This window comes from Caballeronia sp. GAFFF2 (genome assembly GCF_023631485.1).
GTDB lineage: Bacteria > Pseudomonadota > Gammaproteobacteria > Burkholderiales > Burkholderiaceae > Caballeronia.
Genome location: NZ_JALQDA010000035.1, coordinates 641,432 through 653,934 on the forward strand (window position 1 = coordinate 641,432; position 12,503 = coordinate 653,934).

Below are 12,503 nucleotides of genomic sequence, written 5' to 3' on the forward strand. Positions count from 1 at the left end.
GACATCGCCATGAACTACGAACATCTCTTCAAGTCGCTCGGCAGCCGCACGATCCGCATGGCGCTCGTCGGTCCGAAAGGCGGCTTCGGCCGCTCGCTGCTCGTGCAATGCCGCGCGTTGCCGGGCCTCGAGATCGCCGCGCTGTGCGATATCGATATCGAAGGCACGCTCGCCGCCCTGGCATCGCTCGGCTTCGCGAACGATACTGCGCGCGTCTGCAACAACGCCGACGACGTGCGCGCCGCTCGCGCCGATGGCCGTATCGCGCTGGTGGGCGACCATCTGCTGTTGAAGAACGTGGAGCTCGATATCGTCGTGGAAGCGACGGGGCATCCTGAAGTGAGCGTGCAGATCGCCGAGAACGCATTGAAGCGCGGCGTGCACGTGGCGATGGCGACCAAGGAAACCGATTCGGTCGTGGGCCCGTATCTGAACCGGCTCGCGCTCGAAAACGGCGTGACGTACACCACGCCCGACGGCGATCAGCCGAGCAATCTGATCGGCCTCGTGACGTGGGCGCGCGTGCTCGGTTTCGAAGTGATCGTGGCTGGCAAGTCGAGCGAGTACGACTTCATCTACGATCCGGACGCGCATACCATCGACTATCTCGATCAACGCCACGAAGTCTCGCTCGATGCATGCTGGACGCCTGGCGACGATATCGCCGCGACGCTCGCCGCCCGTAGCAAGGCGCTCTCGATGCTGCCGCAAAGCGCGACGCCCGATTACTGCGAGATGAACGTCGTCGCCAATTCGACCGGCTTCGTGCCGGCTGCCGATGCGCTCAACTATCCGCTCGCGCGCTTGAATGAACTCGCCGATATCTTCGTGCCGAAGGAAGACGGCGGCATTCTAGAGCGCACCGGCGTGGTCGATGTCTTCAACTGCCTGCGTCGTCCGGACGATCTGAGCTTCGGTGGCGGCGTGTTCGTCATCGTGCGCTGCAAGGACGAGGAAACCTGGGAGTTGCTCAAGCAAAAGGGCCATGTGGTCGGCAAGAACGGCCGCTATGCATGCATCTACTTGCCGTATCACCTGATGGGTCTCGAAACGCCGATGAGCATTTTTTCGGCGGTGTTGCTCAATCAGCCGACTGGCAGCGCGGAGCAGTTGCCGCACGCGCAAATGGTGGCGCGTGCCGAACGCGACTTCAAGGCGGGCGAGACGCTTGCCATGGGCGGTCATCATCACACCATTCAGGGCGCGACGCCGTTGCTTATCGAACGCGCGAAGGCGGGTGTCGCGGCGCCGTTCTATCTCGCGGCCAACAAGCGTCTTCTCGCCGATGTAAAGCAGGGCGACCTCGTTCCGCTCGATGCGCTCGACTTGCAAGGCTCGGCGCTTTACGAAGCGTGGAAGCGCAATCCGTCGCTATAAACGGCCTGAGATACGACGAGGGCTTTCGACCCATACAGGAGGAGACATGCAAACCAATTTATCCGCGAGCGCCTCGGGCAGTTCGCTGCGCGCGCTTCTTTGCACCACCCGCTGGCGCATGGTGCTGCTGCTCTTCGTGCTCTATACGATCAACTGCATCGACCGCATGTCGCTGTCCATTGCAATGCCGACCATCGTGCGCGAGTTTCATCTCGCCGCGACGATGCAGGGGTTGATCCTCTCTGCGTTCTTCTGGACGTACAGCACGTTCCAGATTCCCGCTGGCTGGGCCGCCGACCGCTTCGGCGCACGCCGCATGATCGGCATCTCGGCGGTGCTGTGGGGCGGCTTCCAGTGTCTTGCCGCGTTCGCCATGAACGGCGTGACGCTGTTGCTTACGCGTATCGGTCTCGGCGTGTTCGAAGCGCCCTACATGCCCGCCGCGACCAAGCTCACGGCGGCGTGGCTGCCGCCCGCGGAACGGGCGCGCGGCGTGACACTCATCGATAGCGGCGCGCCGCTCGGCTCGGCGCTCGGTGGCCTGCTCATCAGCGCGCTGATCGGCTTCTCGGGATCGTGGCGTTCGGCGTTCCTGATCGTGGGAGCGGTGACGATCGTCTTCGGTCTCGTCGTCTATCGCATGCTGCGCGAGACGCCCGAGCGGCACGCGGGTATCGACCAGGCGGAAGTCGCGTATATCCGCGAGCAGAAGCTCGTTGCTGGCGAAGCCCCTAGCGCGAAGATGGCGCCGCTGTCACGCGGCATCATTTCGGCGATGGTGGTGGGCCGTGTCGGTTGGGCGATGGTGTTCTTCGGCCTTGTGACCTGGGGGCCGAACTATTTGTCGGTGGGACGCGGGCTCGATATCCGCAGCATGGGCTTCGCGACCTTCATCATTTTTCTCGCGGGCGCGGTCGGCGAGATTCTGTCGGGCGTGACAGCCGACTGGTTGCAACGGCATTTCGCACGCAAGACGGCGTTCAAGATCCTCTTCGGCGTGTCGGGCGGCATGTCGCTTCTTTGTCTGCTGGCTTTGCCGTTCGTGGCGGATATCCGGCTCGCGGTCGCCGTGTTGTCGCTCGGCGTGTTCTTTCACTTGTGGGGCGGCCTGTACTGGCTCATTCCCGCGATGCTCGCACCGCGCGAGCAAGTCGGCCTCGTCGGCGGCGTGATGAACTTCGCGGGCACGGGCGGCGCGATCATCGTGCCTATCGTCGTGGGCGTGATCGTCGATATGACAGGCGGTTTCACGGCGGTCATCCTGTTCTTCGCTGCGGCGGCGTTCGCTTATCTCGTCGGCTCGCTCTTTATCGATTTCGGCCGCAACGATCCGGGAGCGCGCGCATGAACGAGTTGTACGAAGGGCCGATCATCGACGCGCATCAGCACTTCTGGGACCTCGAAGCGAATCGCTATCCGTGGCTCATGCCGGGCGTGCTGATCGAACATCGTTACGGCGACTACACGCCGATCAAAGAGACGTACCTGCCATCGGACTATCTACGCGATGCGGCGGGGCATCGCGTGATCGGCAGCGTGTATGTCGAAGCCGAGTGGAACCCGGATGATCCGCTTGGCGAAACGCGCTATGTCCGCGAGCTTGCCGAAGAGACGGGTCGCCCCAACGCGATCGTGGCGCAAGCGTGGCTCGACCGCGCCGACGTGGACGACGTGTTGTCCGCGCAAGCCCGCGTGGCTCGCGTTCGCAGCGTGCGTCACAAGCCGGGCGCACCGGACAAGGATGGCCGCACGCTCATGTCCGACGAACGCTGGCGGCGCGGCTATGCCTTGCTCGAACGATACGGCCTGCACTTCGACTTGCAGGCGTCGTGGCGGCAACTGTCCGAAGCGGCACAGCTCGCCCGCGATTTTCCACACACCACGCTCATCGTCAATCATGCGGGCGTGCCCGGCGATAGATCGAACGCGACGCTTACGGGTTGGCGCCTGGCGCTGGAAGAACTCGCGCGTCTGCCGAACGTGGCCGTGAAGGTGTCGGGGCTGTGCGAGGCGGGCAAGCCGTGGAGCGTGGCCGCAAACCAGCCAGTGCTCGATACGCTTCATCAAGTCTTCGGCGCCGGGCGTCTCATGTTCGGCAGCAACTTCCCCGTGGATGGCATGTTCATCTCGCTCGACGGTCTGCTACGCGGCTTTGCCGAATTGGTGCGCGCTTGGCCGCGCGCGGATCAAGAGGCTTTCTTTCACGATACGGCCGTGCGCATCTATCGCCCGGAAGGGCTCGACGACAACGCACGCGGCACTCACGCAAGGACATCGCGATGACCACCAACACGCTCGGCTTCGACCTGCCGATACTGGATGCGCATCATCACTTCTGGGACTTGTCGGACGGCGACTTTCCCTGGCTCACGAACGAGTACGACGACGCCTTCTTCCTCGGCGACTATCGCCGAATGTGTCAGGACTTTTTGCCGCCGCAGTATCGCCAGGCGACGGCCGGCTTCAACGTGATCGGCACCGTGCATGTGGAAGCGGAGCGTTCGCGCAAGCAACAAGTGCGCGAAACCGACTGGCTCACCGCGCTCAACGCGAAAACGGGATTACCCAGCGCGATCGTCGGCCATGTGTTCTTCGTGCAGCCCGATTGCGATGCGATTCTCGCAGGTCATGCAAACAGCCCGCTCGCGCGCGGTGTGCGCTCGAAGCCTGAAATCTCCAGCGGTCCGCATGAATCCGTTGCGGGCCAACCGGGCACGATGCAAGACGAAGCATGGCTTGCGGGTCTCGCTTTACTCGATAAGTACGGCTTCTCGTGGGACTTGCGCGTGCCGTATTGGCACTTGGAAGAAGCGGCGGAAGTGGCGCGTGCATTCCCGAAGACGCCTATCGTCACGAACCATCTCGGCTTGCCGCTCGATCGATCGGACGAAGGCGTCGCGATCTGGCGCCGTGGAATGGAGAAGCTCGCGGCGTGTCCGAACGTCTATCTGAAGGTATCAGAACTCGGCTTGCCGAACGGCACGTGGGACAGCGCGAGCAATCGCCGCGTGATTCGCGAAGCCGTCGATCTATTCGGCTACGAGCGTTCGATGTTCGCGAGCAATCTGCCGGTGGGTAACTTGTCGGCGAGCTTCACGGAGATCGTCGCCGATGTGCTCGGCGCCTTGCCGCAAGCCACCGAAACCGATTTACGCGCGTTGTTCGAAGGGACCGCGCGACGTTTCTATCGCGTCGAATAAAAACATGACCGCACGAAATCAAGGAGACTGACATGACGCCCGCCATCGACGAAAACAGGCTTTTCAGAAAGATATCCCTGCGCATTCTGCCCGTGCTGATGCTTGGATTTTTCTTTTCCTATTTGAACCGCGTGAACGTGGGGTTCGCCAAGCTGCAGATGTCGAGCGACCTCCATTTCAGCGATGCCGTGTATGGCTTCGGCGCGGGCATCTTTTTTCTCGGTTACTTTCTGCTCGAAGTGCCGAGCAACGTAATCTTGCATCGCGTGGGTGCGCGACGCTGGATTGCGCGAATCATGGTGACGTGGGGCCTGCTTTCGTGCGCGACCATTTTCATCCGCACGCCGACGCAGTTTTATGTCATGCGCTTTCTGCTGGGTCTCGCCGAAGCGGGCTTCATTCCGGGCGCGATCTATTACATGAGCCAGTGGTATCCGGCGGCGCGACGCGGACGCGCATGGGGCGTGTTTTATATCGCGCTGGCATCGTCGGGCGTCATCGGCGGACTCGTGTCCGGCTCGATTCTCGGCTTTCTGTCGGGCGTCGGCGGCATGCGCGGCTGGCAGTGGCTGATCTTGTGCGAAGGCATTCCGACGATACTCCTCGGCATCTATATCTACTTCCGCATGAGCGAGGATATTCGCCGCGTCACGTGGCTGACCGATGGCGAGAAGACGCATCTGAGCGCGGTGCTTGCGGCGGAGAATCGCGACAAGATCGCGCATGGCTTCATGAGCCTGCTGGGTCATGGACGCATCTGGGCGCTGGTGCTGATCTATTTCGTCTACAACATGGGGCTGTACGCGATCAGCTTCTGGATGCCGACGCTCGTGCAGAAGATGGGCGTGGCCGATCCGTTCACCATCGGGCTTCTCACGGCGTTGCCGGGCGTGTGCGCGATCATCAGCATGCTGGCGTTCGGATTCTCGGCGGATCGTCGCAAGGAACGCAAGTGGCATCTGATTGCCGCGTTCTCGATGGCCGCGCTTGGCTTTGCGTTGTGCGTCGTGTGGCAGAACCAGCCGGTATTGGGCGTGATCGCGCTGTGCATCGCCAACATGGGCGTGCTGTCGATTCCCGCGTTGTTCTGGAGCTTGCCGACGGCGTTTCTCACCGGCGTGACGGCGGCAGCGGGCATTGCGATGATCAACTCCATCGGCAATCTCGCGGGCTTCGTGTCGCCCTATATGATCGGCTATCTCAAGGACGTGACGGGACGCACGGATGTGGCGTTGATCGTCGTGGCGGCGGGTTTGTTGGTCGGCGCGGTGGCGGTGGGGTGTGTGTTGCGTGGGCGTAGTGGAGTTGGGGCGGCGGGGGTGGGGGTGAGGAGTTGAGGCAGCCGGAAGGCACAGACCGGATGTCCGTGCCTTCCCCGATAGGCCCTGCCAGCGAGGCACGCTACGATGCCTGTTTCCCCAGGCATCGTGACAGCATGAAGGACGAACGCCTCACCGAGATGAGGATCTTCAGGGCCGTCGCCGAGACGGGCGGTTTCACAGCTGCGGCGCTCGCGCTCGATTTGCAGCAGCCTTACGTCAGCCGCACTGTATCCGCGCTGGAGAAGCGGCTCGGCGTATCGCTTTTGAGGCGCTCCACGCGTCGCCTTCAGATGACGCAGGAGGGCACGCAGTATCTCGCGCTCTGCAAGCGCATTCTCGAAGAACTCGAAAGCGGCGAAGCACAACTCTCGCGCGCGGGCCAGCACATGTCCGGCGATATTCGCGTGACCGTGGCTACGTCGTTCGGCATGGATCAGATCGTGCCGCTCATTCCGGCATTTCTCGAACGTTATCCGGGCCTGCGCGTGCGGCTTTCTCTTTCGGATACGCTCGCCGATATCATCGGAGAAGGGTTCGATGTCGCTATCCGCATGGGCAATTTGCAGGACTCGAATCTCGTGAGCCGCAAGCTATGTCATCTGCAGCGAGTGGTCACGGCGTCGCCTGCGTATATCGCCAGACATGGGGTACCCTCGACACCCGCGGAACTCGCCCGACACAACTGCCTGATGTGGGAACCGCCGATGGACCATCTCAACCATTGGCCTTTCATGGTCGGCGGCGAGCGCACGTCCATGCTCATCAACGGCAACTTTCAGACGAGCAGCGGCGTGAGTTCGGTTTATATGTGTCTTGCAGGCGTGGGCATTACGCGGATGGCTGAACACATGGTGTTGCCTTCCATTCGCAGCAACATGCTCGTGCCTTTGCTCACCGACTTTCAATCGAGCGACGAAACCGCGATCTATGTGCTGTATCCGCGCGATTCGACTTTGCATCCGCGCGTGCGTGCGTTTATTGATTACGTGGCGGATAAGCTCCGGCGGCCGCCATGGGCCGCCTGAAGCAACGCGTCATTTGTCCAATGTTCGAGGCAAGCGCATCGTCATGCAGGCGCCGAGCACGAGGAATGCGGAGATCACATACATGCCGACTTCCGCGTGTCCAAGCCACACGTTGAGCAAGCCTACGAGATACGGCGACATGAAGCCCGCGATATTGCCCACTGAATTGATGAACGCCAACGCTGCCGCCACCGATGCTCCCACGAAGAGACTTGTCGGCAAGGCCCAGAACAGCGCGATGCACGAATAGACGCCCGCTGCGGCGACCGACAGGCAAGCTACCGTCACGAGCGGCCCCGCCGACAACCACATGCTTACGGCAAGTCCAACCGCGCCGATCACCATGAACGCCGCGAAGTGGATGCGCCTGCCGCCGGTGCGATCGGCGCTGCGGTTCGACAGATAAAGCGCTATCGCCGCAAAGATGTTCGGCACGGCCGTATAGAGTCCGATGGCGAACGGGTCGGCGACACCGCTGCGCTTGACGAGCGAGGGCATCCAGAAACCGAGCGCATAAAGACCCATGATGAGGCAGAAGTAGATCGCGCAGAACGCCCACAATTTCTTGTTGCCGAGAAAGCCGCGCACGCTCGTATAGTCGATCTTGCTGGCGTTTTCCGCGCGAATGTCGGCGAGCACGAGATTGCGTTCGTCGTCCGAAAGCCAGCGCGCCTTGGCGGGATCGTCGTCAAGAAAGCGCAACACGACGAAGGCGAGCACGATGGCGGGCAGCGCTTCGATCAGAAAAAGCCATTGCCACGGGGCTAGCTGGTCGTTACCTGAAAACGCGTGCAGGATATAGCCGGAAATCGGCCCGCCGACGACGAACGCGAGCGGCGCGCCCATCACGTAGATGGACATTGCGCGACCGCGGTAGCGCGCGGGAAACCACAGCGTGAGCAGATACATGATCGCCGGTGCGAAGCCTGCTTCGGCGGCACCAAGCATGAAGCGCGCAATGTAGAACATGGTCGGCGTCTTGACGAGGACCATCGCCGCAGAAATGACACCCCACGTGAGCATGATGCGCGCAATCCAGCGGCGCGCGCCGACCTTGCGCATCACGAGATTGCTCGGAACCTCGAAGAAGAAGTAGCCGGCGAAGAAGATGCCCGAGCCGAGGCCATAGATGGCGTCGTCGAAGCCGAGTGCATCGAGCATCTGCAACTTCGCGAAGCCAACGTTCACACGGTCCAGATATGCCACGAGATAGCAGATCAAGAGCAACGGCAAGAGCCGCCAGTAAGCCCTGCCATAGATGCGGCCAGCATCCGTTTCCTTGACGGCCTGATCTCCGTATAGCGCTTCCATGCTTGTCTCCTGTATTTTTTAGCGCTTTATCACGGCATGCTCGTATGGCACGCATGCCGCTGGGTCATTGCTCAGTCGAGATATTCCGGCTCCTCTTCGGCGATCTCATACAGCATGGTCTGGAAATGCAGCCAGCTGATGAACGAGTTGCCCAGATGACGATGCGAATACTCGGCATGCTCCGGGTCGATCTGCAACGGGCGCGATTCGGTCGCGTCCATGAGCAGCTGCATCTTGCAACAGTGATCGAGGGCGATGAACGTCCATACTGCATCATCGATGCTATGGCGGCTCGCCGTCAGAAGCCCATGGTTCTGATGGATTACGGCCTTGTGTTCGTTGAAGGCGCGTGCAATCGGATTACCCGATGCATCCGCGACCGGCACCTTGCCCGCGCCGTCGCGCACGACCATATGCGAGCCATAAAACATGCAGGCGTCCTGCGTCACATAGTCGAGCGGCTTGCCCATTGCGGCCCACGCATCGCCATGAACGGTATGCGCGTGACACGACCCGATGATGTCGGGATTGTCAGCGTGGATCGCGGAATGCAGCACGTAGCCTGCGCGGTTCACCGCGTACTTTCCTTCGACCACTGTGCCCGAATGATCGACGAGCACGAGTTGCGAGGTCTTCACGCGTGACCATGGCACGCACATCGGATTGGTCCAGAAGAGTTCGGGATGTTCCGGGTCGCGCACGGTCAGATGGCCGCCGAAGCCGAAGCTGAATCCGTGCCGCGCGAAGATCCGGCATGCGGCGGCGAGATGCTCTTTGCGATAGCGCCGTTCTTCCGCCGAGGAGGAAAACGTGGGCTCTTCGGGGAAAATCAGCCCGTCCTGCGTCGGGCTGTAGATCGATTCCTTTGCTTCCATCAACATCGGTGTCCCCTTGTTCGAAATGTGAGACCCCAGTATAGGAAAGCCTTCCGCAAGAATTGAGTACCGCGCCGGAATAGCATTTATGCAACGCCATGCCGATATTGCGCCCGCACAATTTTGGCGTCGTACGATCAATTGCCAGTCGCCGCTCTCCGGGCAGGCCGTCGCTTTCAATCGTTCATGGAGCTTTCAGCAATGAAAAGGTCAATGTTGATGGTCGCGCTGCCTGCCGCTTTATGCGCAGCTTCGGTGCATGCGCAAAGCAGTGTCACGCTATATGGCCTGATCGACACGGGTATCGTCTACACCAACAATCAGACCGGTCACAGCAACTGGCAGATGCTCAGCAGCGTCACGCAGAACACGGTCTTCGGCCTGAAAGGCAGTGAGGATCTCGGCGGCGGCCTTAAGGCCATCTTCAAGCTGGAGCAAGGCTTCAATCTGAATAACGGCACCAATGCATTCGCGGGCGATGGCTTCGGCTCGCAAGCATGGGTCGGCCTGCAACACGACGACTACGGCACGCTCACGGCCGGGCGTCAATACGACGTGCTCAACGATCTGCTCGGTCCGCTCACCGCCGAATTCAATACGTGGGGCGGCAGCATCTCGGCGCATCCGTTCGAAAACGATAATCTGGCGGCAAACTCGGTCGTCATCAACAACACCGTCAAATACGTCAGCCCCACTTATCGCGGCGTGACGGTCGAGAGCATGTATTCCTTCGGCAATAGCGCCGGAAACTTCGCGGATAACCGCGCGTATGGCTTTTCGGCATCGTATGCGCAAGGGCCGTTCACGGTCGCGGGCGGCTATCTGCAATTGAACAACGCGGGCGGCGGCATTGCGGGGACGAATTTGAATGGCGCGGTGTCGCAAGGGGATGGCAGCGCGAACTTCGTCGCGCAACGGCAGCGCATCTGGGGCGCGGGCGCCAACGCCACCTTCGGGCCGGCGACGGTCGGTCTCGTCTGGTCGCACACGCAACTCGACAACATGAACAGCGTGCTTTCCATCGGGCTCGGCAACTATATTCCGCTCGATGGCACCCTGCGTCTCGACAATTACGAAGCGAACGTGCATTACGCGCTCACGCCCGTGTTGAGCGTATCGGCGGCTTACACGTTCACGGACGGCGCTTACGGCAACGCTGCATCCATCGCTTATCCGTCGTGGCATACGGTCATGTTGCAGACCGACTATTCGCTCTCGAAACGCACGGATGTCTATCTCGAAGGCGTCTATCAGCACGTAAAGGGGGCGCCGCCCGATTCCGTGCTCGGGCAGGCGATGCTCAATACGTTGTCGCCGTCATCGACAGGTACGCAAGTCGGCGTCACTGTCGGCTTGCGGCACGCGTTTTAGCATGATTCAAGGGCGCGCGGCCACTTCGTCGAGATGGAACAGCAGGTCGGCGGGGTCTTCGTAGACGCGCAGCGCGCCCGAGCGTTCCAGTTCGTCGCTGCCATAACCGCCCGAGAGCAGGCCGACGCCGAGCGATCGGCAGCGACGCGCCGCGAGCATGTCCCAGATGCTGTCGCCAACCACCACGGTATGCTCGATCGGCACGTTCAGACGCGCGGCCGCCGCAAGGAACAAGTCGGGATCGGGCTTGGCGTATTTCACCTGATCGCGCGTGACGACCACTTGCTTGCCTGGGTCCACGCCCAATGCTTCGAGATTGAACGCCGCCGTTTCCATGCGGCCGCTCGTGGCGATCGCCCAGCGCGTGCCCGCTTGGGTCAGCGCGTCGAGCAATTCGCGCGCGCCCGGCAATGGGCAGACCTGTGCGCGCAGACGTTGATAAGCGTCGGCATGAAGGCGCCGCAGACGTTCCACGCGATCCGCGTTGATCTCCCCATGCGTTTCGCGCAGCAATTGATCGGTGAAGAGGCCGCCGCTCATGCCGATTTTGCGATGAATGCGCCACACCGACAGTTCGATGCCCTCGCTATCCAGCGCTTCTTTCCACGCGAGCACGTGCTGATAGACGCTGTCGACCAGCGTTCCGTCGAGATCGAAGAGAAAGGATGTTTCGATTCGCATGGTCTGCTCCCTTGATGAATGGCGTGTTCCGGTTCCTTTCATGATACGCACGATCCTCGTCCGCTTTCGGAAATGCGCGACGCATGCGCTTCAAATGCGATAATCGATGTTTGCACCGCGCGGCCAAAAGTGCGCGGTTTTCTCGCATCGAATAGCCGCAACATGCACTCTTTACGCATTCATTACGCCCGACGGAGCTGACCTTGAGCCGCATCGACAATCCCTCCCGCGATCAGGAGGCCGGCGTGGCCGACTCCACGCAAGACACGACCCGTATCGACGATACGCGCATCGGCGCGGTGCGCCCGCTGATCTCGCCAGCGCTTTTGCTCGACGAACTGCCGGTCACGCCCGGCGTGCAGGCGCTCGTGGAAACGAGCCGTGCACGCATCGCGGACGTTCTGCATGGCCGCGATGACCGCCTCGTGGTCGTGGTCGGACCGTGTTCCATTCACGATCACGACCAAGCGATCGAATACGCGCACCATCTGAAGACCGTCGCGGATCGTCTCGGCGACGATTTGCTGATCGTCATGCGCGTGTACTTCGAAAAGCCGCGCACGACGGTCGGCTGGAAGGGCTATATCAACGACCCGCGTTTGGACGGCAGTTTCCGTATCAACGAAGGTCTGCGCCGCGCGCGTGAGCTTCTGCTGGAAATCAGCGAGCTTGGTCTGCCAACGGGCACCGAGTTTCTCGACCTGCTGAGTCCGCAGTACATCGCGGACCTGATCGCGTGGGGCGCAATCGGCGCACGCACGACGGAGAGTCAGAGCCATCGGCAACTGGCGTCGGGGCTGAGTTGCCCGATCGGCTTCAAGAACGGCACGGACGGCGGCGTGCAAGTCGCGGCGGACGCGATCGTCGCGGCGCGCGCGAGCCATGCCTTCATGGGCATGACGAAGATGGGCCTTGCCGCCATCTTCGAAACGCGCGGCAACGACGACTGCCACGTTATCCTGCGCGGCGGCAAAAAAGCACCGAATTACGATGCGGCCAGCGTCGCGGCGAGTTGCGCGGCGTTGGCGGCGCTCGGACAGCGCGAGCAGGTGATGATCGATTGCTCGCATGCCAACTCGAACAAGTCGCATCTGCGGCAGGTGGATGTGGCCGAAGACATCGCGCGGCAACTGATCGCGGGCGAAAGCCGCATCACCGGCGTGATGATCGAAAGTCATCTGGACGAAGGGCGGCAGGACCTCAAGCCGGGCGTGCCGCTCAAGCACGGCGTCTCGATCACGGATGCGTGTCTCGGCTGGAGCCAGACCGGGCCGGTGCTCGACCTGCTTGCCGATGCGGTGAGACAGCGCCGTCGCGGCTAGGCGTGCGTTCCTAGCCGTC

11 protein-coding genes are annotated in these 12,503 nt (G+C 61.6%); 8 read left to right on the plus strand and 3 right to left on the minus strand.

What is annotated here, in order from left to right; genetic code table 11:
- The first annotated feature begins 9 nt into the window (after positions 1-9).
- The 6 genes from NCT04_RS29025 to NCT04_RS29050 all read left to right on the plus strand — a co-directional run bounded on the left by NCT04_RS29025 (position 10) and on the right by NCT04_RS29050 (position 6,924).
- The gene (locus NCT04_RS29025) at positions 10-1,377 is read left to right on the plus strand and encodes an NAD(P)H-dependent oxidoreductase (RefSeq protein ID WP_250469280.1); all 1,368 of its coding nucleotides are present in this window, start codon (positions 10-12) and stop codon (positions 1,375-1,377) included.
- Between the two features lie 46 nt (positions 1,378-1,423).
- Complete coding sequence (locus tag NCT04_RS29030; protein WP_250469282.1) at positions 1,424-2,725, plus strand: MFS transporter; 1,302 nt, start codon at positions 1,424-1,426, stop codon at positions 2,723-2,725.
- Complete coding sequence (locus NCT04_RS29035; RefSeq protein ID WP_250469284.1) at positions 2,722-3,660, plus strand: amidohydrolase family protein; 939 nt, start codon at positions 2,722-2,724, stop codon at positions 3,658-3,660. The genes NCT04_RS29030 and NCT04_RS29035 overlap by 4 nt, the downstream gene beginning before the upstream one ends.
- Complete coding sequence (locus tag NCT04_RS29040; RefSeq protein WP_244830862.1) at positions 3,657-4,577, plus strand: amidohydrolase family protein; 921 nt, start codon at positions 3,657-3,659, stop codon at positions 4,575-4,577. Before NCT04_RS29035 ends, NCT04_RS29040 begins: the two co-directional genes overlap by 4 nt.
- Positions 4,578-4,609: 32 nt before the next feature.
- Positions 4,610-5,914 carry an MFS transporter gene (locus NCT04_RS29045; protein ID WP_250469286.1) on the plus strand — a complete coding sequence of 435 codons (1,305 nt, stop codon included), beginning with the start codon at positions 4,610-4,612 and terminating at the stop codon, positions 5,912-5,914.
- A gap of 98 nt (positions 5,915-6,012) precedes the next feature.
- A complete protein-coding gene (locus tag NCT04_RS29050) occupies positions 6,013-6,924 on the plus strand; it encodes a LysR family transcriptional regulator (RefSeq protein ID WP_250469287.1) in 912 nt (303 codons plus the stop codon).
- Positions 6,925-6,933: 9 nt separating this feature from the next.
- On the opposite strand, the gene NCT04_RS29055 is transcribed toward NCT04_RS29050, so the two are convergent.
- Both NCT04_RS29055 and NCT04_RS29060 read right to left on the minus strand, forming a co-directional pair.
- Entirely contained in the window at positions 6,934-8,235 is a 1,302-nt protein-coding gene (locus NCT04_RS29055; RefSeq protein WP_250469289.1) for an MFS transporter, read from the minus strand.
- A gap of 71 nt (positions 8,236-8,306) precedes the next feature.
- Positions 8,307-9,116 (minus strand): class II aldolase/adducin family protein, encoded by an 810-nt coding sequence (locus NCT04_RS29060; protein WP_250469291.1) that lies wholly within the window; start codon positions 9,114-9,116, stop codon positions 8,307-8,309.
- 195 nt (positions 9,117-9,311) lie between these two features.
- Here NCT04_RS29060 and NCT04_RS29065 point away from each other — a divergent pair, with 195 nt between their 5' ends.
- Positions 9,312-10,481 (plus strand): porin, encoded by a 1,170-nt coding sequence (locus tag NCT04_RS29065; RefSeq protein WP_250469292.1) that lies wholly within the window; start codon positions 9,312-9,314, stop codon positions 10,479-10,481.
- Positions 10,482-10,487: 6 nt separating this feature from the next.
- Here NCT04_RS29065 and NCT04_RS29070 read toward each other — a convergent pair whose 3' ends face one another.
- Entirely contained in the window at positions 10,488-11,162 is a 675-nt protein-coding gene (locus tag NCT04_RS29070) for an HAD family hydrolase (RefSeq protein WP_250469293.1), read from the minus strand.
- 203 nt (positions 11,163-11,365) lie between these two features.
- Between NCT04_RS29070 and NCT04_RS29075 the strand changes: the two genes are divergently transcribed.
- Positions 11,366-12,484: a 3-deoxy-7-phosphoheptulonate synthase gene (locus tag NCT04_RS29075; RefSeq protein WP_284509450.1), complete on the plus strand. Its 1,119-nt coding sequence runs from the start codon at positions 11,366-11,368 to the stop codon at positions 12,482-12,484.
- Positions 12,485-12,503 lie beyond the last annotated feature (19 nt).